We start from the raw sequence: 23,483 nt of genomic DNA, 5'->3' as shown, positions 1-23,483 counted from the left end.
TGGAGGAGGCTGAGGGATTCGAACCCTCGAGCACTTTCGCACTGACAGTTTTCAAGACTGTTCCCTTCAACCGGACTTGGGTAAGCCTCCGAGTATTTAACTATGGTGGACCCTATCGGATTCGAACCAATGCTCGCCCGGTTATGAGCCGGGAGCTTTAACCAACTAAGCTAAGGGTCCTAGACTATGGTAGCGGGGATGGGACTCAAACCCATGGCCTCTCGGGTATGAACCGAACGCTCTAATCAACTGAGCTACCTCGCCAGTTTTAGTTTAAATGTTTAAACTGATATATAAATGGTGGACCCTATCGGGATCGAACCGACCACCTCCTGCGTGCAAGGCAGGCACTCTACCAAATGAGCTAAGGGCCCTTTTTTTAATAATGGTCGGGAAGACAGGATTCGAACCTGCGACCTCTCGGTCCCAAACCGAGCGCTCTACCAAGCTGAGCCACATCCCGATGGTGCGCCTGGCAGGACTTGAACCCACAACCTTTTGATCCGTAGTCAAACGATCTATCCAATTGATCTACAGGCGCATTTAATTACTAAAATTTATAGTAACTCATTAAATAATTAAACCTAATCAATTATAACTTATTAAAAGTAATATTTACAAGTATATTTGCAAATATTATTAATATTTTGGAGGAGCCGATCGGATTCGAACCGACGATCAAAGTTTTGCAGACTTATGCCTTAAACCACTTGGCCACGGCTCCAAATATAATTAAAAAATTTAAAGACTTTTCAATATTACCAAGACTAGTTACTATTTGCAACTTGTTTTACAATATTATTAATAAAATATTTAAATATTTTTTTATTATTTATTTCACTAATTAAAATCTTATAAAGTTATTTATAATTAATTATTAAATTAAATAATAAAAAAAGCACACTTGTGCATTTAATTTATGGTGGAGATGGCGGGGATCGAACCCGCGTCCAAAAGTTAACTGACTAACTGTATCTACAGTTTAGTATAATTTAGAAAAATCACTATTTAATAATAAATTATACGAAATTATGAATAGCTAGTTAATGGAAATTCAAAAAAATTTATTAACATCATTTTTTCTAGTTTATCCTTATGATACGTTACTAATATTGATAAACTTGCTATTAGCAACGGTAGTATTTACTTCTTAAGTAATTAAGCAGGTAAAAGTGCTTGATTTCCTAAACCAAATCCAAAGTTGTTTAACTTTGTTGTGAATCAGTTAGGTACTACGGTTTTAGTTTGTTTTCCGGTTATGAAACCTCGTAGTATTATGGTCTACCAAACCACTGCCACAATTAGTTGTTCACTCTTGTCGAAACCAGAACATCCCCGTTAATATTATACATTACTTTCTAATATAAAGCAATTTTTGGTTTTCTTAAAAATAATTCGGTAATGTTTAGTAATCTGTGTAACTTAGTGATTTTACAACTAAAATTTATTTAAAAAACACAGTTTTTAGGAAAGTCTCCATAATCTTTCAAATTTTCATCATAAATTATAAAATCTAAAAATTAAAATTTGGCAATTTTGGGATGGCAACCTTTTTTAGGAATGTTTTTTGGTAGACATTTGTGCTTGGTGTTTTATGGGGGTTAAGTAGTTTAGAGTGCTGTGGATTCTTATGTTGTTGTATCAATTGATATAATCAAATAATTATAATTTTAATTGGATTAATGATGTAAAATTTTTATCATTAATAAATTCTGTTTTGAAAGTTTTGAAAGTTGCTTCAGCAACAGCGTTATCATAAGGACAACCTTTTTTGCTTAAAGAGCGGGTAATATTGAAGGCTAATAAAAGTTTATCAATAGTTTTATTATTAAATTCATTACCGCGATCGATATGAAATATTTGAATATTTTTTAAACAACGATTTGAGCACATATAGCTAACTAAAGTAATGTTTACTCATAAATAATGTAAAATAATAATATGTAATTTAAACAGTTTTTGAATTTAAAAGTACAATTCAGCAATATTTAAAATAGATTAGGAAGATTAAATTATGCCAAAACCATACAGTGAATACTTGCGAAGAAAAGTAATAGAAGCCTATGAAAGTAAAAACATGAAAATTAAAGAAATTTGTAAAGTGTTCAATATTACTAGAAAGACTTTATTCTTATGAAGAAAAATAAAAAAAGAAACTGGGCATATAAAACCAATTTTGAATTATCAAAAAGGACATAGCCACAAAATAAAGGATTTAGATGAATAAAAAAATTATTTAGCGTAAAATAAAGATGTTACAGTTCAAAAAGTAATTGAAAAATTTGGTGATATGACTAAAGAAACAGTTTATAACTATTTCAAAAAACTAAATTATTCATATAAAAAAACTTTTTTATATGAACAAAGAGATAAAAATAAACAAGAAGATTTTTTAAAAGAAATAGCTAAAATAATAGACATATTCCGTAAATAAATTTAATCAATTGTCAATAATAATATTTATAAATTTTTTAGTGTTAATAATTATAGAAGTTAATATTTTTAAAAAAATACTTTAAAAATAAATTTATATTTCAAACAAAAAAATTGTTAATATTATTTTTATATTAACTTGATAAAAATTTAAATTTTTAAAAAAATATTAAAAATATTTTTTTATTTTAATGGTTTTTTTTATTAAAAATTTCACAAAGTAAGTTAAATCTTAATTACATAAGTCTGAATATACTTTTTCTACATTTATTTATTAAAATTTTGAATCTTTTTAATCAAGCAAAAACATGTTCAACTTTAATTCTAATTTTTGAAATAATTTTATTGTATATTTTTTATTGTTTAGTTAATTTTCAAAACATTCAAATTTTACCAGAAAAATATTATAACTGTAGTTTTTTTTAGTTGGTCTTTCAATTTCGATTTCAGTTGAATCAATTAAATAAAATTGAAATTCATTTAAATCTTCTTGTTTTTTCTCAATTTTTGATTTATATTTTGTTTTTAAAAACTGATAATCTTTGTCATCACTAAGTTTATTTTCTACTCAAGTAATATTTCGAAAACAACTTGATGCACTCATTTTATATTTAATACTCATTTGGAAAAAAGTATAATATTCTTTTCAGTATACTAAATTCATCATCAATCTTTCTTCAACTGAAAGTTTATATTTTCTACCTTTAGTTTTTTTAAATTTTCTATTTCAATTAATTTTGTTAAAATTTCATCAAAATGAAAACGTTTTATACCAAAATATCTATAAAATTGTTCATTTTTTAATTTTTTTAAATTTTCAAAATTAATTTTTATGAACACCTTATTAATTTATTAATAAAGAAATTATAAAATAAATTTTAAATTATTAATTGACTTTTAAAAAATTTATTTACGGAATATGTCTAAAGAATGAAGATTTAGTATATATTGATGAATCTGGAATTGATGATAATGAATTTTATAAATATGGTTGATCTGAAAAAGGTAAAAGATTATTTGATAATAAATCCGCATATAAAATAAAAATAATGAGTATAATTGGTTCACTAAATAAAGGTAAATTAAAATCCCTATGAGCATTTGAAGGACATTGCAACAGTAAAATTTTTGAATCATATGTAAAAAATATACTAATTCCAGTATTAAAGCATGGACGAATTATAGTTTTAGATAATGCAACGTTTCATAAATCTAAATTAACACAACAATTAATTGAAAATGCTGGATGCAAACTATTATTTCTTCCACCATATTTTCCTAATTTAAATCCAATTGAACATTTTTGATTTGCTATAAAACATAATATAAGAAAAATATTACCAAATTATTGACCAAATATTAAAAAAGAGATTGATTTTGTTTTTCAAGATATGAGTAAACATCACTTTAGTTAGCTATATGTGCTCAAATCGTTGTTTAAAAGATATTCAAATATTTAATAGCGATCGCGGTAATGAATTTAATAATAAAACTATTGATAAACTTTTATTAGCCTTCAATATTACCTGCTCTTTAAGCAAAAAAGGTTGTCCTTATGATAACGCTGTTGCTGAAGCGACTTTCAAAACTTTCAAAACAGAGTTTATTAATGATAAAAATTTTACATCATTAATCCAATTAAAATTAGAATTATTTGATTATATCAATTGATACAACAACATAAGAATCCACAGCACTCTAAACTACTTAACCCCCATAAAATACCAAGCACAAATGTCTACCAAAAAACATTCCTAAAAAAGGTTGCCATTCCAACTGTTTATTTCATAATTTGACATATAATGGTGGGACTAAATGGAATTGAACCATCGACCTCACGCTTATCAAGCGTGCGCTCTAACCAGCTGAGCTATAGTCCCAAAAAGAGCAACAGAGATATTATATATTTGTTCAAGCGCGATTGCAATATATAATAACAATATTTTATTTAATTTTTATTTAATATTCTTATAATAAAAATTTATATTTTTAAAAGTAAAAAAAATTTTTTGTATAATTTATTCATACAAGGTTTTTTATTAAGAGGGGATTGAGAATGACAAAGATTAAAATACATATCTTAAAAATTGAAAAATGAAATCAAAATTTAGGAAAAGAAGCAACACTAAATGATTATGATATAAAAGATATAAATGAGAATGAGAATATAGAGAAAATTAATGATGATATTATTGCAAAATCACCTAATTTTTCATAATAATATTTTTATTGTATATTTATTAAAATTTTTTAATAAAAAATACTAAATATGAATTAAGTAAAATGATATAATTTACTTGTTAAATTATATAAGTTTGAGAGGTAAAAAAATGAATGACAATAAAAATGAAATGAAAATAAAAATCAAAGAAATTTATTTATTAAAATATAAAACAAATCAAAGTGATGACATAAAATATAAAGCATTTTAAACATTAGAATTAGCAACACTATTTCATCTAATTTTTAAAGAAATAGTAACAAAATTTGGATACCCTAATCGCGAAATTATTCACTATGAAATTATTGTAATACCATTTAATTTAGATGCAAGTAGAATATTGAATCAAATTAATAAATCAAAATAATATTAAGAAAATATTTGAATATTTTCTTAATATTATTCATTTATATAATTAATTAAAACTTTGCTTATACAATCAATAATTGTAAAAACAAAATAAATTTGTTATCATTTTTACATAAAATAATATAGTTTTTAACTTATTATTTTTATATAATAAAAATGTTTTTTTATATTTAAAGAGGTATCAAAATGAAAAAAGTTAAAATATTTCAAATAACAAATATAATATTATTTGCAATCACAGTTTTAATTATAATTACTGGTCTATACTTAATTTGATTTAGTAACTTTTATTTTAAATTCAATAATAATGAACAATGCCATTCAAATTTTAAAGATGGATATACAATGTTAAAACATTTTGGTTTAAGTTATACTATTAGCACTTCAGCAAGTTCTTTCTGTAATTTAAGTCATTTTCCTGATAATTACTATCCTTGAATTCAATTACAAATTGGAGTTATTTTTTGTATAATTATCACTCCGATCTTACTATATACAGTATTTCTATTCATAGTAATTATTTTTGTTTTTAAAATAAGAGAAAAAAATAATAATTTTTGAGATTAAATCGAAAATTGTGAAATAATTAATAATTACTATGTTCATTAATTTTTATTAATATACTTTATATTATTAATATTTTAAAAATGAAACTTAATTTCGCTAAGGTTTGTTTTAACTAAATATTCTATAAACATTAGAATATTTTTATTATAATGTTTTTTATTTTTTTAATAATTTTATTGAAATTATCCCCACATGTACTAGTGTGGAGGAAAAAATGAATTGAAATTAATTCAATAGCATATTTTAAAATGAAAACGATTGTTTGAAATATATAGCGAAGTTGAAAGTAATGAAATGTATCAGGTGTGCTTCTTCTAGTTTGAATGTTTCTGATTTGAGAAGAATAAGATGTTTGAAATGTCATCAAACATTTAGTTTTCTTCATGACACCATTTTTCACAAGTCACAAACATCTTTAACATCTTGGTTTTATCTCATCTTTAGATGAATAAACACAAAGCATGGTATACCATCAACAGATGTTGCAAGGGAATTGGGTGTGACATATAAAACAACTTGAAGAATAGGTCATGAAATCAGAACTAGAATTTGAAATCAAGATGCAGGGTTCATTGATGATGGCACAGCACAGATGGATGAAATGTATCTTTCACATGTAGGTTTTATTCAACAAGGAAGATCCTTGTTGAATAAAACCTTGATTGTTGGATTTTATGAGAAAACCAGCAACAAACTAATTGTGAAAGTATTGAAAAAAGCAGATGAGAAAAACCTTTTATGATTTGCATTGAAACACATTTCTACTGGGTGTTGTCTATTTACGGATTCTTGGAAGGGATATGGAAGTTTCAAAAACTTCTATCACAAACATGAAATCGTAAATCATGAAGTTGGATATGTGTCATCAACAGGTGTAAAAACAAACCAGATTTAATCTGCATGAAAACACATCCGACGAACTTTCCGAACACACATAAAAGTTTCAAAACACAATATTCATTTATATGCAAAAGAAGCTGCATATAAATTCAATAAGATACCTAGTTTTGAAACTATAATTTTGTGTTTGATTTAGATACATGTGGGGATAATTTCCTAGATAGGCTTTTATTTCCATTTATGTGATAAAATTTAAAAATAGTACATAAAGGGATAAAAACCAATTTTATTTTATTATTTTAAAAAATAACTTCCCTTGATAATTTTGATTAGTTTTATCATTATAATTTTTGCTTCCAATATATAAATTATTATCTACAGGTAATAAACTCACTAAAACACCATAATCTTTATTTCAACCAAATACTTCAATAAAAGTAATACCACCATCAGATGAATTATATAATCCACCTTTAAAAAATTTATTATCAATAACTTGAACTCTACTTCCGACATATAAATCATTATTAACAACAGCTAAACTTCAAATCTAACCATAATTTTTATTATTTTTTCAACCAATAGTTTCTGTTATTTTTTCTCCTTTAAGAGAAAGTTTAAATAGTCTACTTTCATATAGTTGATTTCTACTTCCAATATATAAATTATTACCAAAAACTATTAAACTCCAAACTTCACCATTATTTTGATTTCATTTTTTTAACAATTCTAATATTACATTAGGTTTAAATATTAATAAATTTCCAGTATGCAACTAACTAAAGTAATGTTTACTCATATCTTGAAAAAAATCAATAGCTTTTTTAATATTTGGTCAATAATTTGGTAATATTTTTCTTATATTATGTTTTATAGCAAATCAAAAATGTTCAATTGGATTTAAATTAGGAGAATATGGTGAAAGAAATAATAGTTTGCATCCAGCATTTTCAATTAATTGTTGTGTTAATTTAGATTTATGAAACGTTGCATTATCTAAAACTATAATTTGTCCACGCTTTAATACTGGAATTAGTATATTTTTTACATATGATTCAAAAATTTTACTGTTGCAATGTCCTTCAAATGCTCATAGGGCTTTTAATTTACCTTTATTTAGTGAACCAATTATACTCATTCTTTTTATTTTATATGTGGGTTTATTATCAAATAATCTTTTACCTTTTTCAGATCAACCATATTTATAAAATTCATTATCATCAATTCCAGATTCATCAATATATAATACTAAATCTTCATTCATTATTTTAGCTATTTCTTTTAAAAAATATTCTTGTTTATTTTTATCTCTTTGTTCATATAGAAAAGTTTTTTTATATGTATAATTTAGTTTTTTGAAATAGTTATAAACTGTTTCTTTAGTCATATCACCAAATTTTTCAATTACTTTTTGAACTGTAACATCTTTATTTTACGCTAAATAATTTTTTTATTCATCTAAATCCTTTATTTTGTGGCTATGTCCTTTTTGATAATTCAAAATTGGTTTTATATGCCCAGTTTCTTTTTTTCTTTTTCTTCATAAGAATAAAGTCTTTCTAGTAATATTGAACACTTTACAAATTTCTTTAATTTTCATGTTTTTACTTTCATAGGCTTCTATTACTTTTATTCGTAAGTCTTCACTGTATGGTTTTGGCATAATTTAATCTTCCTAATCTATTTTAAATATTGCTGAATTGTACTTTTAAATTCAAAAACTGTTTAAATTACATATTATTATTTTACATTTTTTATAAGTAAACATTACTTTAGTTAGTTATAAATAATTTTTTATATTTAATAAAGTTGATATTACACCATAAGATTCAGGTCAATTAAAAATATTTAATTTTTCTTGATATACCCCCTCATTTTGAACTAATATTTCAGAAATTGCTCTAATGTCCCCGATTAATCCATCAGACAAAACTGTCTCACCAACCATTCCTACAATAACTTTTCTTTTTCTTCTAATTTCTTTTGGCATAAATTAAAATCTCTCCTTAATTTTATTAAATTTTTGTAAATTAATTTTACATTATGCTTAAAACAAATTATTGATATTCTTATTTTAAACATATATAGTGTTTATAATAAAAACACCTCCAATTGATCTAAAGAAATACAAATTAAAAAAAGAAAGTTATTTAAATAAAGAAATAAATTATAAGCAAAAATAATATATAAAATTCTAGTAATACTATAAATATAATAAAAAAAGAGTCTGATACTCTTTTTTTATTATATTAACGTTTTGAAAATTGTGGTGCTTTTCTGGCTGCTTTTAAACCATATTTTTTACGTTCTTTTTTACGTGCATCACGAGTTAATAATCCAAATTGTCTTAATAATGTTCGATAATCTTCTGACACCTTAACTAAAACATTAGATAAAGCTAAACGTGCTGCACCAGCTTGACCGGTTCTTCCGCCACCTTCAACTTTGATATTAATATCAAAGTTTTCTAACGTATTAGTTACTTTTAAAGGCAATAACATATCTTGAACTAAGATTTCTTGTTCTAAATATTTTAAAGGCTCAAAACCATTAATTAATATTTTTGATTGACCAGTATTTTTTAAATGAACACGGGCAGTTGACGTTTTACGTCCGCCTGAACTTGAATAAGTTACGGGTTTATTAGATTTTGTCATAAAAGTTTACTCCTCTTGGTCTAATATTAAAACTTCAGGGTTTTGGGCTTGATGTTGATGTTGATCATGGTTATAAACATGAAGATGTGTAAATTGCTTACGACCTAAGGTAGTATTTGGTAGCATACCCTTAATCGCTATTTCTACTAATTCAGAAGCATCTTTAGCAATCATACTTTGTGCATTACGTACACGTAATCCACCAGGATATTGTGAATGGTTATAGTACTTCTTATCTTGTAATTTATTACCTGTTAATTTAATTTTGTTTGCATTAATAATGATGATATAATCTCCACAATCTAAATGTGGTGTAAATGAAGGTTTATTTTTACCACGCAATATCATTGCAACTTTAGTTGCAAGACGTCCTAAAATTAAACCACTGGCATCAATAACATATCATTTTTTTTCAATGTTACTGAAATTCATTGTTGTTTGACGCATTTTTTTCTCCTTACAGTGTAATTTTTACCGGGACTACATTGCTTAAAGCATTAATAATTATATAGAAAGTTATTTAAAAAAACAAGTATTATCAAAGATTTAATAATTATTTTTACACAAAATTATAGATTACAAAATAAAATAGGCTTTTATCCCTTTATGTACTATTTTTAAATTTTATCACATAAACGGAGATAAAAGACTATCTAGGAAATTATCCCCACATGTATCTAAATTAACACAAAATTATAGTTTCAAAACTAGGTATCTTATTGAATTTATATGTAGCTTCTTTTGCATATAAATGAATATTGTGTTTTGAAACTTTTATGTGTGTTCGGAAAGTTCTTCGGATGTGTTTTCATGCAGATTCAATCTGGTTTGTGTTTACACCTGTTGATGACACATATCCAACTTCATGATTTACGATTTCATGTTTATGATAGAAGTTTTTTAAACTTCCATATCCCTGGATTGGTTACACTTTATTGGACACTAATTACGTAGACAAGTGCACAAATTAGTTAAAAGAAAGGAATTATAATTATGGCCAATATTAACTCATATTCAGATGAATTTAAAAAACAAATAGCAGCTGTATATCAAAGTGGTAAGTCAGTGTCTTGTCTTGCTAAAGAGTACAATGTTACAAGAGCAGCTACTTATATAGCTAACTAAAGTAATGTTTACTCATATCTTGAAAAACAAAATCAATAGCTTTTTTAATATTTGGCCAATAATTTGGTAATATTTTTCTTATATTATGTTTTATAGCAAATCAAAAATGTTCAATTGGATTTAAATTAGGAGAATATGGTGGAAGAAATAATAGTTTGCATCCAGCATTTTCAATTAATTGTTGTGTTAATTTAGATTTATGAAACGTTGCATTATCTAAAACTATAATTTGTCCACGCTTTAATACTGAAATTAGTATATTTTTTACATATGATTCAAAAATTTTACTGTTGCAATGTCCTTCAAATGCTCATAGGGCTTTTAATTTACCTTTATTTAGTGAACCAATTATACTCATTTTTTTTATTTTATATGCGGGTTTATTATCAAATAATCTTTTACCTTTTTCAGATCAAGCATATTTATAAAATTCATTGCATTTTGATAGTATAATTTAGTTTTTTGAAATAGTTATAAACTATTTCTTTAGTCATATCACCAAATTTTTCAATTACTTTTTGAACTGTAACATCTTTATTTTGCGCTAAATAATTTTTTAATACATCTAAATCCTTTGTTTTGTGGCTATGTCCTTTTTGACAATTAAAAATCGGTTTTATATGCCCAGTTTCTTTTTTTCTTTTTCTTCATAAGAATAAAGTCTTTCTAGTAATATTGAACACTTTACAAATTTCTTTAATTTTCATGTTTTTACTTTCATAGGCTTCTATTACTTTTCTTCGTAAGTCTTCACTGTATGGTTTTGGCATAATTTAATCTTCCTAATCTATTTTAAATATTGCTGAATTGTGCTTTTAAATTCAAAAACTGTTTAAATTACATATTATTATTTTACATTATTTATGAGTAAACATTACTTTAGTTAGCTATAATTGAATTAAGCAATTTACTAATTCAGGCAGTTTTAAAACCAAAGATAACCGTTCTGTTGAAGAAAATGAATTAATTAAATTAAGAAAAGATTTAAAACAATTAAGAATGGAAAATGATATTTTAAAGCAAGCAGCACTAATAATAGGCAGAAAATAGAAATTATTACTAAAAATAAAGTTAAATATAAAATTCGTAAAATGTGTCGTTTTTTAAAAATCTCTAAATCAACATATTATTTTAATTTCAAGAAAAAAGAAGATAAAATTCAAAATAATATGTATGATGAAGCTGTTATTAGTGCTTTTAAAGAAAATAAAGAAGCTTATGGAACAAGAAGATTAAAAGCTGTTCTAAAAGAAAAGAAAATTAATTTATCAAGACGAAAAATTAAAAAAATTATGAATAAACATAATTTAATATCAAAATACACTAAATTATCATACAAAAATTATCATAATAAAGTCAATGATAGTCAAATTACTAATCTTGTTAATAGAGACTTTAATAATAGGCTTAAAAATGAAGTTATTGTTAGTGATTTAACTTATGTTCAAGTTAATGGTAAATAAAACTATATTTGCTTATTAATCGACCTGTACAATCGCGAAATTATTGGACATAGTGTAGGTACTAAAAAAGATGCATCATTAGTATATCAAGCGTCTATGTGCTCAAATCGTTGTTTAAAAAATATTCAAATATTTCATAGCGATCGCGGTAATGAATTTAATAATAAAACTATTGATAAACTTTTATTAGCCTTCAATATTACCCGCTCTTTAAGCAAAAAAGGTTGTCCTTATGATAACGCTGTTGCTGAAGCAACTTTCAAAACTTTCAAAACAGAATTTATTAATGATAAAAATTTTACATCATTAATCCCATTAAAATTAGAATTATTTGATTATATCAATTGATACAACAACATAAGAATCCACAGCACTCTAAACTACTTAACCACCATAAAATACATAAGCACAAATGTCTACCAAAAAACAGTCCTAAAAAAGATTGCCATTCCACCCTTACAAGAATCCGTAAATAGACAACACCCAGTAGAAATGTGTTTCAATGCAAATCATAAAAGGTTTTTCTCATCTGCTTTTTTCAATACTTTCACAATTAGTTTGTTGCTGGTTTTCTCATAAAATCCAACAATCAAGTTTTTATTCAACAAAGATCTTCCTTGTTTTTTAAAACATACATGTGAAAGATACATTTCATCCATCTGTGCTGTGCCATCATCAATGAACCCTGCATCTTGATTCCAAATTCTAGTTCTGAGTTCATGACCAATTCTTCAACCTGTTTTATATGTCACACCCAATTCCCTTGCAACATCTGTTGATGGTATACGATGCTTTGTGTTTATTCATCTAAAGATGAGATAAAACCAAGATGTCAAAGGTGTTTGTGACTTGTGAAAAATGGTGTAATGAAGAATACTAAATGTTTGATTACATTTCAAAAATCTTATTCTTCTCAAATCAGAAACATTCAAGCTAGAAGAAGCACACCTGATACATTTCATTACTTTCAACTTCGCTATATATAGCTAACTAAAGTAATGTTTATTCATATCTTGAAAAACAAAATCAATCGCTTTTTTAATATTTGGTCAATAATTTGGTAATATTTTTCTTATATTATGTTTTATAGCAAATCAAAAATGTTCAATTGGATTTAAATTAGGAGAATATGGTGGAAGAAATAATAGTTTTCATCCAGCATTTTCAATTAATTGTTGTGTTAATTTAGATTTATGAAACGTTGCATTATCTAAAACTATAATTTGTCCACGCTTTAATACTGGAATTAGTATATTTTTTACATATGATTCAAAAATTTTACTGTTGCAATGTCCTTCAAACGCTCATAGGGCTTTTAATTTACCTTTATTTAGTAGACATATTCCGTAAATAAATTTAATCAATTGTCAATAATAATATTTATAAATTTTTTAGTGTTAATAATTATAGAAGTTAATATTTTTAAAAAAATACTTTAAAAATAAATTTATATTTCAAACGCAAAAATTGTTAATATTATTTTTATATTAACTTGATAAAAATTTAAATTTTTAAAAATCTGTGTATCTTTTTACCAAGTTACTAGTTTAGATTAATTCTATCTTCAAATTTTATCATAAAATGAGCAATTGCTGTATTTCAATTTTGAATGGGCATTGTTCATTTTTTTGTTATATTTTCAATTGCTAAGTAAAATATTTTAAAAACTGCCATATCATTTGGAAAAACTTTTTTATTTCTAATAACTTTTCGTAATTGACTATTAACAGATTCAATAGCATTTGTTGTATAAATCACTCTTTTGATTTCTGCATGATAACTAATAAAAACCATTAAATTATCTCAATTTTTATATCATGATTTAGCAATTTGAGGATATTGTTTATTTAATTTACTTTCAAAAGATTCTAAAGCTTGCATTGCTTGTTCTTCACTACATGCACTATAAATTGGTTTTAAATCTGTAACTAGTGATTTTCTATGTTTGTATGAAACACATTTTAAACTATTTCTAATTTGATGAACTATTCATAATTGATGTTCGGTTTTAGGATAAACTGATTGTATCGCTTCTGAAATTCCTGTTAAATTGTCACTACAAGCAATAAGAATATCATTTAAGCCTCGATTTTTCATTTCTGTGAAATTAGATAATCAAAACTTAGAACCTTCATTTTCACTAATTCATAAACCTAAAAAATCTTTTTTACATTCTAAATCAACTCCTAGTGCTATATAAACTGATTTGTTAATAATGCGTTTATCTTGTAGTACTTTAACTACTATACAATCAAAATAAACAATCGGATAAACACTTTCTAATGGCCGATTTTGTCATTCTTTAACATCATCAATAACATCATCAGTAATTTGAATAATAACACTTTCGCTAATATCAGCACCATGATATAACTCTTGTAACTGCATTCTAATATCTGATAAAGTCATGCTTTTGGCATATAATGAAAGAACTTGTTGATCAAAACCATCAAATCTTCTTTGTCTTTTTGCAACTATTACTGGCTCAAAATTACTATTACGATCTCGTGGTACATTAATCTCAATTTTACCTTGTTGGGTTATTAATTTTTTTGAACTTATACCATTGCGAGCATTTTCACTAGTATTATGTTGATTTTTTTCATATCCTAAATAATTTTGCATTTCAGAATTCAACATTTTTTCAACTAATCTTTTTGTTAATTCTTTATATAAACCTCCCTCTTTAAAAACTGTTGTTAAATCTTCAGTATTTTCTAGTAATAAATCTACTGCTTTTGATATTGGATCATTATTATTAATATTTTGTTTTTTAGACATAAGTAACTCACTCTTTCTATTTATTTAATTTTATTTACTAGAATTAATTAAACATAGTTATTTTTGTAAGTTACACAGATTACTAAACATTACCTTTAGTGTATTTTGATATTAAATTATGTTTATTCATATTTTTTTTAATTTTTCGTCTTGATAAATTAATTTTCTTTTCTTTTAGAACAACTTTTAATCTTCTTGTTCCATAAGCTTCTTTATTTTCTTTAAAAGCACTAATAACAGCTTCATCATACATATTATTTTGAATTTTATCTTCTTTTTTCTTGAAATTAAAATAATATGTTGATTTAGAGATTTTTAAAAAACGACACATTTTGCGAATTTTATATTTGACTTTATTTTTAGTAATAATTTCTATTTTCTGCATATTATTAGTGTTGCTTGCTTTAAAATATCATTTTCCATTCTTAATTGTTTTAATTCTTTTCTTAATTTAATTAATTCATTTTCTTGAACAGAACGGTTATCTTTGGTTTTAAAAATGCCTGAATTAGTAAATTGCTTAATTCAATTATAAGTAGCTGCTCTTGTAACAGTGTACTCTTTAGCAAGACAAGACACTGACTTATAGCTAACTAAAGTAATGTTTACTCATAAATAATGTAAAATAATAATATGTAATTTAAACAGTTTTTGAATTTAAAAGTACAATTCAGCAATATTTAAAATAGATGAGGAAGATTAAATTATGCCAAAACCATACAGTGAATACTTGCGAAGAAAAGTAATAGAAGCCTATGAAAGTAAAAACATGAAAATTAAAGAAATTTGTAAAGTGTTCAATATTACTAGAAAGACTTTATTCTTATGAAGAAAAAGAAAAACAGAAACTGGACATATAAAACCGATTTTTAATTATAAAAAAGGACATAGCCACAAAATAAAGGATTTAGATGAATTAAAAAATTATTTAGCGCAAAATAAAGATGTTACAGTTCAAAAAGTGATTGAAAAATTTGGTGATATGACTAAAGAAACAGTTTATAACTATTTCAAAAAACTAAATTATACATATAAAAAAAACTTTTCTATATGAACAAAGAGATAAAAACAAACAAGAAGATTTTTTAAAAGAAATAGCTAAAATAATGAATGAAGATTTAGTATATATTGATGAGTCTGGAATTGATGATAATGAATTTTATAAATATGGTTGATCTGAAAAAGGTAAAAGATTATTTGATAATAAACCCGCATATAAAATAAAAAGAATGAGTATGATTGGTTCACTAAATAAAGGTAAATTAAAAGCCCTATGAGCATTTGAAGGACATTGCAACAGTAAAATTTTTGAATCATATGTAAAAAATATACTAATTCCAGTATTAAAGCGTGGACAAATTATAGTTTTAGATAATGCAACGTTTCATAAATCTAAATTAACACAACAATTAATTGAAAATGCTGGATGCAAACTATTATTTCTTCCACCATATTCTCCTAATTTAAATCCAATTGAACATTTTTGATTTGCTATAAAACATAATATAAGAAAAATATTACCAAATTATTGACCAAATATTAAAAAAGCGATTGATTTTTTTTCAAGATATGAGTAAACATTACTTTAGTTAGCTATATACGAACAAAGAGATAAAAATAAACAATAATATTTTTTAAAATAAATAGCTAAAATAATGAATGAAGATTTAGTATATATTGATGAATCTGGAATTGATTATAATGAATTTTATAAATATGGTTTATCTGAAAAAGGTAAAAGATTATTTGATAATAAACCAGCATATAAAATAAGAAGAATGAGTATAATTGGTTCGCTAAATAAAGGTAAATTAAAAGCCCTATGAGCATTTGAAGGACATTGCAACAGTAAAATTTTTGAATGATATGTAAAAAATATACTAATTCCAGTATTAAAGCGTGGACAAATTATAGTTTTAGATAATGCAACGTTTCATAAATCTAAATTAACACAACAATTAATTGAAAATACTGGATGCAAACTATTATTTCTTCCGCCATATTCTCCTAATTTAAATCCAATTTAACATTTTTGATTTGCTATAAAACATAATATAAGAAAAATATTACCAAATTATTGACCAAATATTAAAAAAGCGATTGATTTTGTTTTTCAAGATATGAGTAAACATTACTTTAGTTAGCTACACCACTTTGATATAAAGCTACTATTTGTTTTTTAAATTCATCTGAATATGAGTTAATATTGGCCATAATTATAATTCCTTTCTTTTAACTAATTTGTTCACTTGTCTACGTAATTAGTGTCCAATAAAGTGTAACCCATCCAGATCTTTCGAAATGAAATGTAGAAAAAGTAATAGACATGCGTAGTATGTTTGCTGGTGCCGAAAAATTTAATCAAGATCTTTCAGATTGAGATACTTCTAATGTAAAAGATATGAATTTTATGTTCTATGATGCAAAAAAATTTAATCAAGATATTTCAGTTTGAAGAGTAGAAAAAGTAATAGAATATATTGATTTTTTCTGGAATCCAGGAATAACTGATATCAAAAAAATGCCAAAATTCAATAACTAACTTTTTAAGTTAAATACTAAATTTTATTATATAAATTTAAATTATTTTTTAAAAAAAATAATAACTAAAATTTAATGATATTTAATTGTAAAAATGAAAAAATAATATTTGACAAATAACATTACTTATCCTATAATTAACAAGCATTCACGAAAGCAGCAAATAAGTATTATTAAGTTGCAAATAGTTTACCCTCAAAGATTATTCTTTTTATTAGTAGAATTTTCTATTAATCTTAATAGTAACCAGTGCTGTTCTGGCGAATTGTAAACTATCTTAATGAGAACTTATTAAAGTCTCTTTGTGTTTGTGTACATTCCAAGGAGGTTTTTATTATGTCAAGATATACTGGTCCAGTTTTTAGAAAATCAAGAAGATTAAACTTCTCAATTCTTGAATCTGGTAAAGAATTTGCAAAGGGAAAAAAGCGAACATTCGCTCCTGGACAACACGGTCAAAAAAGAATTAAACTTTCTAACTATGGATTACAATTACAAGAAAAACAAAAAATTCGTTTCACTTATGGTTTAAATGCTCGTCAAATGAAAAATTTATTTGATGAATCAAAAAAAACTCATGGCGTTACTGGTACTAACTTGTTGGTATTCTTAGAATCAAGATTAGATAATATTTTTTTTCGTTTAGGTTTATCTTTAACAAGAAAAGGCGCTCGTCAATTAGTAAATCATGGTCATGTTTTAGTTAATGGTAAAAAAGTTAATATTCCTTCATATCGTGTTAAAATAGGAGATAAAATTACTATTACTGAAAAAGCACAAAAAAATGCAAAAATTGTTGAAGCATTAAGCGCTAACGCTTCAACATTACCATTTATTGAATTCAATAAAAAAACATTTATTGGTACATATGTACGTCATCCACTACGTGACGAACTAAATACTGATATTAATGAAGCATTAGTTGTTGAATCATATGGACGTGCTTAAAATTAATAATTAATTTAAAATCTGTTATCAACTGATAACAGATTTATTTTGGTTTATCGGTAATGTTTAGTAATCTGTGTAACTTAGTGATTTTACAACTAAAATTTATTTAAAAAACACAGTTTTTAGGAAAGTCCCCTTTTATCCCTCTATGTACTATTTTTAAATTTTATCACATAAATGGAGATAAAAGCCTATCTAGGAAATTATCCCCACATGTATCTAAATCAAACACAAAATTATAGTTTCAAAACTAGGTATCTTATTGAATTTATATGCAGCTTCTTTTGCATATAAATGAATATTGTGTTTTGAAACTTTTATGTGTTTTCGGAAAGTTCGTCGGATGTGTTTTCATGAAGATTCAATCTGGTTTGTGTTTACACCTGTTGATGACGCATACCCAACTTCATGATTTACGATTTCATGTTTGTGATAGAAGTTTTTGAAAATTACATATCCCTTCCAAGAATCCGTAAATAGACAACACCCAGTAGAAATGTGTTTCAATGCAAATCATAAAAGGTTTTTCTCATCTGCTTTTTTCAATACTTTCACAATTAGTTTGTTGCTGGTTTTCTCATAAACTCCAACAATCAAGGTTTTATTCAACAAGGATCTTCCTTGTTGAATAAAACCTGCATGTGAAAGATACATTTCATTACTTTCAACTTCGCTATATATTTCAAACAATCGTTTTCATTTTGAAATATGCTATTGAAAAATTATTTAAATTCATTTTTTCCTCCACACTAGTACATGTGGGGATAATTTCCTTTATTTTTTAGATGATAAATATCAATAAAAGCATTTATCATTTTTTTGTTTTTGAAAAAATAAAATATAAATTAATTATCTATCAATAAATTTCCTTAAAACAAAACTAACAATTAATTTTTCTCCTACTACTATGTCAATTAAATAAAATGATATAATGTTAATTATAGATGAAGAAAGGAAAAATAAAAATGATTAAAAATGAAATTTCTGAAAAAATAGTTAGTATTACTTTTGTAATAGCTTTTATCATAACAGCTATTGGTTGATTAGGAATTAATAAAAAAAATAAAAAGAAATATTTAATTTTATGAATAGCTATAATTCCTTTAATTTTTAGTAACGTATTTTCATTTTTTACTAAAAATTATTATGACAATATTTTACTAATATCAGTACTAACGATATCTTATTTAATTTATATAAGCTTTTTAATCGTTAGTACTTATCGATTTATTAAGATAAAAAATAAAAAAGAAATTAATAATAAACAAGTAGAAAATACTATTGATTTAATAAAAAATAAAATATTGTAAAAGTTACCCTTTGGGGTAACTTTTACATGTTCTCTATAAATAATGATCTTAATATAAGTTCATATTATATAGCATTAAGAAAACTATTTGAACCATTACTATTATTAGGAATATGTTCTTGATTTGCTGCATCGATAAAATTTTGTTGTCTTATTGGACCATTTTCTAAAATTTGATTAATTCTTGTTTGCAAGTCAGGATTATTAGGTTCTGGATGGGTTACAATTTATTGGACACTAATTACGTAGACAAGTGAACAAATTAGTTAAAAGAAAGGAATTATAATTATGGCCAATATTAACTCATATTCAGATGAATTTAAAAAACAAATAGTAGCTTTATATCAAAGTGGTAAGTCAGTGTCTTGTCTTGCTGAAGAGTACAATGTTACAAGAGCAGCTACTTATAATTGAATTAAGCAATTTACTAATTCAGGCAGTTTTAAAACTAAAGATAACCGTTCTGTTGAAGAAAACGTATTAATTGGATAAATTAAGAAAAGAATTAAAACAGTTACGAATGGAAAATGATATTTTAAAGCAAGCAGCACTAATAATAGGCAGAAAATAGAAATTATTACTAAAAATAAAGTTAAATATAAAATTCGTACAATGTGTCGTTTTTTAAAAATCTCTAAATCAACATATTATTTTAATTTCAAGAAAAAAGAAGATAAAATTCAAAATAATATGTATGATGAAGCTGTTATTAGTGCTTTTAAAGAAAATAAAGAAGCTTATGGAACAAGAAGATTAAAAGTTGTTCTAAAAGAAAAGAAAATTAATTTATCAAGACGAAAAATTGGTAATGTTTAGTAATCTGTGTAACTTACAAAAATAACTATAGACATATTCCGTAAATAAATTTTTTAAAAGTCAATTAATAATTTAAAATTTATTTTATAATTTCTTTATTAATAAATTAATAAGGTGTTGATAAAAATGAATTTTGAAAATTTAAAAAAATTAAAAAATGAACAATTTTGTAGATATTTTGGTATAAAACGTTTTCATTTTGATGAAATGTTAACAAAATTAATTGAAATAGAAAATTTAAAAAAAACTAAAGTTAGAAAATATAAACTTTCAGTTGAAGAAAGCTTGATGATGACTTTAGTATACTGAAAAGAATATTATACTTTTTTCCAAATGATTATTAAATATAAAATGAGTGCATCAAGTTGTTTTCGAAATATTACTTGAGTAGAAAATAAACTTAGTGATGACAAAGATTATCAGTTTTTAAAAACAAAATATAAATCAAAAATTGAGAAAAAACAAGAAGATTTAAATGAATTTCAATTTTATTTAATTGATTCAACTGAAATTGAAATTGAAAGACCAACTAAAAAAAACTACAGTTAGAATATTTTTCTGGTAAAAGTTGAATGTTTTCTATAAAATTTAAAATTATATATGACTTTTTTAATAAAAAAATTTTTGATATTTTTGCTGATAATGGAAAAGTACATGATTTTCAAATATTAAAAAATTCAAATCTTTAATTTTCAGAAAAAACAATAATTATTGGTGATTTGGGATATCAAGGAATACAAAATATTTATAAAAATACTATATTACCAATTAAAAAAACTAAAAATAAAAAATTAACTAAACAAGAAAAAATCTACAATAAAATTATTTCAAAAATTAGAATTAAAGTTGAACATGTTTTTGCTTGATTAAAAAGATTCAAAATTTTAATAAATAAATGTAGAAAAAGTATATTTAGACTTATGTACTTAAGATTTAACTTACTTTGTGAAATTTTTAATAAAACAAAACCATTAAAATAAAAAAATATTAAAAATATTTTTTTAAAAATTTAAATTTTTATCAAGTTAATATAAAAATAATATTAACAATTTTTGTGTTTGAAATATAAATTTATTTTTAAAGTATTTTTTTAAAAATATTAACTTCTATAATTATTAACAATAAAAAATTTATAAATATTATTATTGACAATTGATTAAATTTATTTACGGAATATGTCTTATGTTTAATTAATTCTAGTAAATAAAATTAAATAACTAGAAAGAGTGAGTTACGTATGTCTAAAAAACAAAATATTAATAATAATGATCCAATATAAAAAGCAGTAGATTTATTACTAGAAAATACTGAAGATTTAACAACAGTTTTTAAAGAGGGAGGTTTATATAAAGAATTAACAAAAAGATTAGTTGAAAAAATGTTGAATTCTGAAATGCAAAATTATTTAGGATATGAAAAAAAATCAACATAATAATATTGATAATGCTCGCAATGGTATAAATTCAAAAAAATTAATAACCCAACAAGGCAAAATTGAGATTAATGTACCACGAGATCGTAATAGTAATTTTGAACCAGTAATAGTTGCAAAAAGACAAAGAAGATTTGATGGTTTTGATCAACAAGTTCTTTCATTATATGCCAAAGGCATGACTTTATCAGATATTAGAATGCAGTTACAAGAGTTATATCATGGTGCTGATATTAGTGAAAGTGTTATTAGTCAAATTACTGATGATGTTATTGATGATGTTAAAGCATGACAAAATCGGCCATTAGAAAGTGTTTATCCGATTGTTTATTTTGATTGTATAGTAGTTAAAGTACGACAAGATAAACTCATTATTAACAAATCAGTTTATATAGCACTAGGAGTTGATTTAGAAGGTAAAAAAGATATTTTAGGTTTATGAATTAGTGAAAATGAAGGTTCTAAGTTTTGATTATCTAATTTCACAGAAATGAAAAATCGAGGCTTAAATGATATTATTATTGCTTGTAGTGACAATTTAACAGGAATGTCAGAAGCAATACAATCAGTTTATCCTAAAACCAAACATCAATTATGCATAGTTCATCAAATTAGAAATAGTTTAAAATATGTTTCATACAAACATAGAAAATCGCTAGTTACAGATTTAAAACCAATTTATAGTGCATGTAGTGAATAACAAGCAATGCAGGCTTTAGAATCTTTTGAAAGTAAATGAAATAAAAAATATCCTCAAATTACTAAATCATGATATAAAAATTGAGATAATTTAATGGTTTTTATTAGTTATCCTGCAGAAATCAAAAGAGTGATTTATACAAAAAATGCTATCGAATCTGTTAATAGTCAATTACGAAAAGTTATTAGAAATAAAAAAGTTTTTCCAAATGATATGGCAGTTTTTAAAATATTTTACTTAGCAATTGAAAATATAACTAACTAAAGTAATGTTTACTCATATCTTGAAAAACAAAATCAATAGCTTTTTTAATATTTGGTCAATAATTTGGTAATATTTTTCTTATATTATAGATAACTAAAGTAATGTTTACTCATATCTTGAAAAACAAAATCAATCGCTTTTTTAATATTTGGTCAATAATTTGGTAATATTTTTCTTATATTATGTTTTATAGCAAATCAAAAATGTTCAATTGGATTTAAATTAAGAGAATATGGCGGAAGAAATAATAGTTTGCATCCAGCATTTTCAATTAATTGTTGTGTTAATTTAGATTTATGAAACGTTGCATTATCTAAAACTATAATTTGTCCACGCTTTAATACTGCAATTAGTATATTTTTTACATATGATTCAAAAATTTTACTGTTGCAATGTCCTTCAAATGCTCATAGGGCTTTTAATTTACCTTTATTTAGCGAACTAATTATACTCATTCTTTTTATTTTATATGCGGGTTTATTATCAAATAATCTTTTACCTTTTTCAGATCAACCATATTTATAAAATTCATTATCATCAATTCCAGATTCATCAATATATACTAAATCTTCATTCATTATTTTAGCTATTTCTTTTAAAAAATATTCTTGTTTGTTTTTATCTCTTTGTTCATATAGAAAAGTTTTTTTATATGTATAATTTAGTTTTTTGAAATAGTTATAAACTGTTTCTTTAGTCATATCACCAAATTTTTCAATTACTTTTTGAACTGTAACATCTTTATTTTGCGCTAAATAATTTTTTAATTCATCTAAATCATTTATTTTGTGGCTATGTCCTTTTTGATAATTCAAAATTGGTTTTATATGCCCAGTTTCTTTTTTTCTTTTTCTTCATAAGAATAAAGTCTTTCTAGTAATATTGAACACTTTACAAATTTCTTTAATTTTCATGTTTTTACTTTCATAGGCTTCTATTACTTTTCTTCGTAAGTCTTCACTGTATGGTTTCGGCATAATTTAATCTTCCTAATCTATTTTAAATATTGCTGAA

The 23,483-nt window shown here is 24.2% G+C and carries 39 protein-coding genes, 8 tRNA genes, 1 other RNA gene and 3 pseudogenes; 22 read left to right on the top strand and 29 right to left on the bottom strand.

The window, feature by feature from the left end; genetic code table 4:
- From ABWV63_RS02565 to ABWV63_RS02525, 9 genes and pseudogenes are all read right to left on the bottom strand, one after another.
- Nucleotides 1-90, bottom strand: a tRNA-Ser gene (locus ABWV63_RS02565).
- Nucleotides 91-103: 13 nt separating this feature from the next.
- Nucleotides 104-180 (bottom strand) — tRNA-Ile (locus ABWV63_RS02560).
- Nucleotides 181-187: 7 nt separating this feature from the next.
- A tRNA-Met gene (locus ABWV63_RS02555) sits at nucleotides 188-264 on the bottom strand.
- Nucleotides 265-298: 34 nt separating this feature from the next.
- A tRNA-Ala gene (locus ABWV63_RS02550) sits at nucleotides 299-374 on the bottom strand.
- 12 nt (nucleotides 375-386) lie between these two features.
- Nucleotides 387-463 (bottom strand) — tRNA-Pro (locus ABWV63_RS02545).
- Nucleotide 464: 1 nt separating this feature from the next.
- A tRNA-Arg gene (locus ABWV63_RS02540) sits at nucleotides 465-541 on the bottom strand.
- A gap of 107 nt (nucleotides 542-648) precedes the next feature.
- A tRNA-Cys gene (locus ABWV63_RS02535) sits at nucleotides 649-724 on the bottom strand.
- 196 nt (nucleotides 725-920) lie between these two features.
- Nucleotides 921-1,337, bottom strand: a transfer-messenger RNA (tmRNA) gene (ssrA, locus tag ABWV63_RS02530).
- 217 nt (nucleotides 1,338-1,554) lie between these two features.
- Nucleotides 1,555-1,869 (bottom strand): annotated as a pseudogene (locus ABWV63_RS02525) (IS3 family transposase); the annotation flags it as partial.
- A 145-nt stretch (nucleotides 1,870-2,014) separates the two neighbouring features.
- Between ABWV63_RS02525 and ABWV63_RS02520 the strand changes: the two are divergent.
- Nucleotides 2,015-2,227: an IS630 transposase-related protein gene (locus ABWV63_RS02520; RefSeq protein WP_353306687.1), complete on the top strand. Its 213-nt coding sequence runs from the start codon at nucleotides 2,015-2,017 to the stop codon at nucleotides 2,225-2,227.
- Nucleotides 2,228-2,290: 63 nt separating this feature from the next.
- Complete coding sequence (locus tag ABWV63_RS02515) at nucleotides 2,291-2,434, top strand: hypothetical protein (protein ID WP_353306686.1); 144 nt, start codon at nucleotides 2,291-2,293, stop codon at nucleotides 2,432-2,434.
- A 366-nt stretch (nucleotides 2,435-2,800) separates the two neighbouring features.
- On the opposite strand, the gene ABWV63_RS02510 is transcribed toward ABWV63_RS02515, so the two are convergent.
- Nucleotides 2,801-3,103, bottom strand: a complete 303-nt coding sequence (locus tag ABWV63_RS02510) for a transposase family protein (RefSeq protein WP_353306685.1) — start codon at nucleotides 3,101-3,103, stop codon at nucleotides 2,801-2,803.
- Nucleotides 3,088-3,273 carry a hypothetical protein gene (locus ABWV63_RS02505; protein WP_353306684.1) on the bottom strand — a complete coding sequence of 62 codons (186 nt, stop codon included), beginning with the start codon at nucleotides 3,271-3,273 and terminating at the stop codon, nucleotides 3,088-3,090. The genes ABWV63_RS02510 and ABWV63_RS02505 overlap by 16 nt, the downstream gene beginning before the upstream one ends.
- Nucleotides 3,274-3,323: 50 nt before the next feature.
- On the opposite strand from ABWV63_RS02505, the gene ABWV63_RS02500 reads away from it, so the two are divergent.
- Nucleotides 3,324-3,848, top strand: coding sequence for an IS630 family transposase (locus ABWV63_RS02500; protein WP_353306683.1), 525 nt, complete (start codon nucleotides 3,324-3,326; stop codon nucleotides 3,846-3,848).
- 31 nt (nucleotides 3,849-3,879) lie between these two features.
- Nucleotides 3,880-4,191, top strand: a pseudogene (locus ABWV63_RS02495) (IS3 family transposase); the annotation flags it as partial.
- A 45-nt stretch (nucleotides 4,192-4,236) separates the two neighbouring features.
- On the opposite strand, the gene ABWV63_RS02490 reads toward ABWV63_RS02495, so the two are convergent.
- Nucleotides 4,237-4,313 (bottom strand) — tRNA-Ile (locus ABWV63_RS02490).
- Between the two features lie 176 nt (nucleotides 4,314-4,489).
- Here ABWV63_RS02490 and ABWV63_RS02485 point away from each other — a divergent pair.
- From ABWV63_RS02485 to ABWV63_RS02475, 3 genes are all read left to right on the top strand, one after another.
- On the top strand, nucleotides 4,490-4,651 hold the full coding sequence (locus ABWV63_RS02485) for a hypothetical protein (RefSeq protein WP_353306682.1): 162 nt from the start codon (nucleotides 4,490-4,492) through the stop codon (nucleotides 4,649-4,651).
- Between the two features lie 558 nt (nucleotides 4,652-5,209).
- On the top strand, nucleotides 5,210-5,590 hold the full coding sequence (locus ABWV63_RS02480) for a hypothetical protein (RefSeq protein WP_353306681.1): 381 nt from the start codon (nucleotides 5,210-5,212) through the stop codon (nucleotides 5,588-5,590).
- A gap of 289 nt (nucleotides 5,591-5,879) precedes the next feature.
- Nucleotides 5,880-6,485 carry an IS1595 family transposase gene (locus ABWV63_RS02475; protein ID WP_353306680.1) on the top strand — a complete coding sequence of 202 codons (606 nt, stop codon included), beginning with the start codon at nucleotides 5,880-5,882 and terminating at the stop codon, nucleotides 6,483-6,485.
- Between the two features lie 720 nt (nucleotides 6,486-7,205).
- Here ABWV63_RS02475 and ABWV63_RS02470 read toward each other — a convergent pair.
- The 6 genes from ABWV63_RS02470 to ABWV63_RS02445 all read right to left on the bottom strand — a co-directional run bounded on the left by ABWV63_RS02470 (nucleotide 7,206) and on the right by ABWV63_RS02445 (nucleotide 9,940).
- A complete protein-coding gene (locus tag ABWV63_RS02470; RefSeq protein ID WP_353306679.1) occupies nucleotides 7,206-7,817 on the bottom strand; it encodes an IS630 family transposase in 612 nt (203 codons plus the stop codon).
- Nucleotides 7,818-7,880: 63 nt separating this feature from the next.
- Nucleotides 7,881-8,093: an IS630 transposase-related protein gene (locus ABWV63_RS02465; RefSeq protein WP_353306678.1), complete on the bottom strand. Its 213-nt coding sequence runs from the start codon at nucleotides 8,091-8,093 to the stop codon at nucleotides 7,881-7,883.
- Between the two features lie 117 nt (nucleotides 8,094-8,210).
- Nucleotides 8,211-8,420 carry a hypothetical protein gene (locus tag ABWV63_RS02460; protein ID WP_353306677.1) on the bottom strand — a complete coding sequence of 70 codons (210 nt, stop codon included), beginning with the start codon at nucleotides 8,418-8,420 and terminating at the stop codon, nucleotides 8,211-8,213.
- Between the two features lie 259 nt (nucleotides 8,421-8,679).
- On the bottom strand, nucleotides 8,680-9,087 hold the full coding sequence (rpsI, locus tag ABWV63_RS02455) for a 30S ribosomal protein S9 (protein ID WP_353306676.1): 408 nt from the start codon (nucleotides 9,085-9,087) through the stop codon (nucleotides 8,680-8,682).
- Between the two features lie 6 nt (nucleotides 9,088-9,093).
- Nucleotides 9,094-9,534, bottom strand: coding sequence for a 50S ribosomal protein L13 (rplM, locus tag ABWV63_RS02450; RefSeq protein WP_353306675.1), 441 nt, complete (start codon nucleotides 9,532-9,534; stop codon nucleotides 9,094-9,096).
- A 235-nt stretch (nucleotides 9,535-9,769) separates the two neighbouring features.
- Nucleotides 9,770-9,940, bottom strand: coding sequence for a transposase (locus ABWV63_RS02445; protein ID WP_353306674.1), 171 nt, complete (start codon nucleotides 9,938-9,940; stop codon nucleotides 9,770-9,772).
- Between the two features lie 140 nt (nucleotides 9,941-10,080).
- On the opposite strand from ABWV63_RS02445, the gene ABWV63_RS02440 reads away from it, so the two are divergent.
- Complete coding sequence (locus tag ABWV63_RS02440) at nucleotides 10,081-10,212, top strand: transposase (protein WP_353306673.1); 132 nt, start codon at nucleotides 10,081-10,083, stop codon at nucleotides 10,210-10,212.
- Here the strand turns inward: ABWV63_RS02440 and ABWV63_RS02435 are convergent.
- Nucleotides 10,205-10,570, bottom strand: coding sequence for a transposase (locus tag ABWV63_RS02435; RefSeq protein WP_353306672.1), 366 nt, complete (start codon nucleotides 10,568-10,570; stop codon nucleotides 10,205-10,207). The genes ABWV63_RS02440 and ABWV63_RS02435 overlap by 8 nt on opposite strands.
- 64 nt (nucleotides 10,571-10,634) lie before the next feature.
- Nucleotides 10,635-10,982, bottom strand: a complete 348-nt coding sequence (locus ABWV63_RS02430) for an IS630 transposase-related protein (RefSeq protein WP_353306671.1) — start codon at nucleotides 10,980-10,982, stop codon at nucleotides 10,635-10,637.
- Between the two features lie 321 nt (nucleotides 10,983-11,303).
- Between ABWV63_RS02430 and ABWV63_RS02425 the strand changes: the two genes are divergently transcribed.
- Nucleotides 11,304-11,675 carry an IS3 family transposase gene (locus ABWV63_RS02425; protein WP_353306670.1) on the top strand — a complete coding sequence of 124 codons (372 nt, stop codon included), beginning with the start codon at nucleotides 11,304-11,306 and terminating at the stop codon, nucleotides 11,673-11,675.
- 6 nt (nucleotides 11,676-11,681) lie between these two features.
- Nucleotides 11,682-12,017 (top strand): annotated as a pseudogene (locus ABWV63_RS02420) (DDE-type integrase/transposase/recombinase); the annotation flags it as partial.
- Between the two features lie 74 nt (nucleotides 12,018-12,091).
- Here ABWV63_RS02420 and ABWV63_RS02415 read toward each other — a convergent pair.
- The 5 genes from ABWV63_RS02415 to ABWV63_RS02395 all read right to left on the bottom strand — a co-directional run bounded on the left by ABWV63_RS02415 (nucleotide 12,092) and on the right by ABWV63_RS02395 (nucleotide 15,035).
- Nucleotides 12,092-12,637, bottom strand: a complete 546-nt coding sequence (locus tag ABWV63_RS02415) for a hypothetical protein (RefSeq protein ID WP_353306669.1) — start codon at nucleotides 12,635-12,637, stop codon at nucleotides 12,092-12,094.
- A gap of 24 nt (nucleotides 12,638-12,661) precedes the next feature.
- Nucleotides 12,662-13,039 carry a transposase gene (locus tag ABWV63_RS02410; protein ID WP_353306668.1) on the bottom strand — a complete coding sequence of 126 codons (378 nt, stop codon included), beginning with the start codon at nucleotides 13,037-13,039 and terminating at the stop codon, nucleotides 12,662-12,664.
- 178 nt (nucleotides 13,040-13,217) lie between these two features.
- The gene (locus tag ABWV63_RS02405; RefSeq protein ID WP_353306667.1) at nucleotides 13,218-14,456 is read right to left on the bottom strand and encodes an IS256 family transposase; all 1,239 of its coding nucleotides are present in this window, start codon (nucleotides 14,454-14,456) and stop codon (nucleotides 13,218-13,220) included.
- A gap of 82 nt (nucleotides 14,457-14,538) precedes the next feature.
- Complete coding sequence (locus ABWV63_RS02400; RefSeq protein ID WP_353306666.1) at nucleotides 14,539-14,787, bottom strand: IS3 family transposase; 249 nt, start codon at nucleotides 14,785-14,787, stop codon at nucleotides 14,539-14,541.
- 41 nt (nucleotides 14,788-14,828) lie between these two features.
- On the bottom strand, nucleotides 14,829-15,035 hold the full coding sequence (locus ABWV63_RS02395; RefSeq protein ID WP_353306665.1) for a hypothetical protein: 207 nt from the start codon (nucleotides 15,033-15,035) through the stop codon (nucleotides 14,829-14,831).
- A 127-nt stretch (nucleotides 15,036-15,162) separates the two neighbouring features.
- Between ABWV63_RS02395 and ABWV63_RS02390 the strand changes: the two genes are divergently transcribed.
- The 5 genes from ABWV63_RS02390 (at nucleotide 15,163) to rpsD (ending at nucleotide 17,945) form a co-directional block, all read left to right on the top strand.
- The gene (locus ABWV63_RS02390; RefSeq protein WP_353306664.1) at nucleotides 15,163-15,522 is read left to right on the top strand and encodes an IS630 transposase-related protein; all 360 of its coding nucleotides are present in this window, start codon (nucleotides 15,163-15,165) and stop codon (nucleotides 15,520-15,522) included.
- A 40-nt stretch (nucleotides 15,523-15,562) separates the two neighbouring features.
- On the top strand, nucleotides 15,563-16,033 hold the full coding sequence (locus ABWV63_RS02385) for an IS630 family transposase (RefSeq protein ID WP_353306663.1): 471 nt from the start codon (nucleotides 15,563-15,565) through the stop codon (nucleotides 16,031-16,033).
- Between the two features lie 78 nt (nucleotides 16,034-16,111).
- A complete protein-coding gene (locus tag ABWV63_RS02380; protein ID WP_353306662.1) occupies nucleotides 16,112-16,483 on the top strand; it encodes a transposase in 372 nt (123 codons plus the stop codon).
- Between the two features lie 299 nt (nucleotides 16,484-16,782).
- Nucleotides 16,783-16,998, top strand: coding sequence for a BspA family leucine-rich repeat surface protein (locus tag ABWV63_RS02375; protein WP_353306661.1), 216 nt, complete (start codon nucleotides 16,783-16,785; stop codon nucleotides 16,996-16,998).
- Between the two features lie 335 nt (nucleotides 16,999-17,333).
- The gene (gene rpsD / locus ABWV63_RS02370; RefSeq protein WP_353306660.1) at nucleotides 17,334-17,945 is read left to right on the top strand and encodes a 30S ribosomal protein S4; all 612 of its coding nucleotides are present in this window, start codon (nucleotides 17,334-17,336) and stop codon (nucleotides 17,943-17,945) included.
- A 222-nt stretch (nucleotides 17,946-18,167) separates the two neighbouring features.
- On the opposite strand, the gene ABWV63_RS02365 is transcribed toward rpsD, so the two are convergent.
- Nucleotides 18,168-18,638 (bottom strand): transposase, encoded by a 471-nt coding sequence (locus ABWV63_RS02365; protein ID WP_353306659.1) that lies wholly within the window; start codon nucleotides 18,636-18,638, stop codon nucleotides 18,168-18,170.
- Between the two features lie 275 nt (nucleotides 18,639-18,913).
- Between ABWV63_RS02365 and ABWV63_RS02360 the strand changes: the two genes are divergently transcribed.
- Complete coding sequence (locus ABWV63_RS02360; protein ID WP_353306658.1) at nucleotides 18,914-19,258, top strand: hypothetical protein; 345 nt, start codon at nucleotides 18,914-18,916, stop codon at nucleotides 19,256-19,258.
- 64 nt (nucleotides 19,259-19,322) lie between these two features.
- Here the strand turns inward: ABWV63_RS02360 and ABWV63_RS02355 are convergent, their stop codons facing one another.
- Nucleotides 19,323-19,451 (bottom strand): hypothetical protein, encoded by a 129-nt coding sequence (locus tag ABWV63_RS02355; RefSeq protein WP_353306657.1) that lies wholly within the window; start codon nucleotides 19,449-19,451, stop codon nucleotides 19,323-19,325.
- A gap of 94 nt (nucleotides 19,452-19,545) precedes the next feature.
- Here ABWV63_RS02355 and ABWV63_RS02350 point away from each other — a divergent pair, with 94 nt between their 5' ends.
- The 6 genes from ABWV63_RS02350 (at nucleotide 19,546) to ABWV63_RS02325 (ending at nucleotide 22,469) form a co-directional block, all read left to right on the top strand.
- The gene (locus ABWV63_RS02350) at nucleotides 19,546-19,749 is read left to right on the top strand and encodes a transposase (RefSeq protein ID WP_353306656.1); all 204 of its coding nucleotides are present in this window, start codon (nucleotides 19,546-19,548) and stop codon (nucleotides 19,747-19,749) included.
- A 120-nt stretch (nucleotides 19,750-19,869) separates the two neighbouring features.
- A complete protein-coding gene (locus tag ABWV63_RS02345; RefSeq protein WP_353306655.1) occupies nucleotides 19,870-20,073 on the top strand; it encodes a transposase in 204 nt (67 codons plus the stop codon).
- A 126-nt stretch (nucleotides 20,074-20,199) separates the two neighbouring features.
- Nucleotides 20,200-20,622 (top strand): transposase family protein, encoded by a 423-nt coding sequence (locus ABWV63_RS02340; protein WP_353306654.1) that lies wholly within the window; start codon nucleotides 20,200-20,202, stop codon nucleotides 20,620-20,622.
- 170 nt (nucleotides 20,623-20,792) lie between these two features.
- The gene (locus ABWV63_RS02335) at nucleotides 20,793-21,053 is read left to right on the top strand and encodes a transposase family protein (RefSeq protein ID WP_353305623.1); all 261 of its coding nucleotides are present in this window, start codon (nucleotides 20,793-20,795) and stop codon (nucleotides 21,051-21,053) included.
- Between the two features lie 432 nt (nucleotides 21,054-21,485).
- On the top strand, nucleotides 21,486-22,205 hold the full coding sequence (locus ABWV63_RS02330; RefSeq protein WP_353306653.1) for an IS256 family transposase: 720 nt from the start codon (nucleotides 21,486-21,488) through the stop codon (nucleotides 22,203-22,205).
- 6 nt (nucleotides 22,206-22,211) lie between these two features.
- Nucleotides 22,212-22,469: a transposase gene (locus ABWV63_RS02325; RefSeq protein ID WP_353306652.1), complete on the top strand. Its 258-nt coding sequence runs from the start codon at nucleotides 22,212-22,214 to the stop codon at nucleotides 22,467-22,469.
- On the opposite strand, the gene ABWV63_RS02320 is transcribed toward ABWV63_RS02325, so the two are convergent.
- Complete coding sequence (locus ABWV63_RS02320; protein WP_353306426.1) at nucleotides 22,462-22,596, bottom strand: hypothetical protein; 135 nt, start codon at nucleotides 22,594-22,596, stop codon at nucleotides 22,462-22,464. The two genes, ABWV63_RS02325 and ABWV63_RS02320, sit on opposite strands and share 8 nt — an antisense overlap.
- On the bottom strand, nucleotides 22,553-23,446 hold the full coding sequence (locus ABWV63_RS02315; protein WP_353306651.1) for an IS630 family transposase: 894 nt from the start codon (nucleotides 23,444-23,446) through the stop codon (nucleotides 22,553-22,555). Before ABWV63_RS02315 ends, ABWV63_RS02320 begins: the two co-directional genes overlap by 44 nt.
- Nucleotides 23,447-23,483: the final 37 nt, after the last annotated feature.

The sequence above is a fragment of the Spiroplasma ixodetis genome, assembly GCF_040369795.1.
Classification (GTDB): Bacteria; Bacillota_I; Bacilli_A; order Mycoplasmatales; family VBWQ01; genus Spiroplasma_E; species Spiroplasma_E ixodetis_B.
The sequence above is the reverse complement of the archived record's forward strand: the minus strand, read 5'-3'. Positions and strand labels throughout refer to the sequence as shown.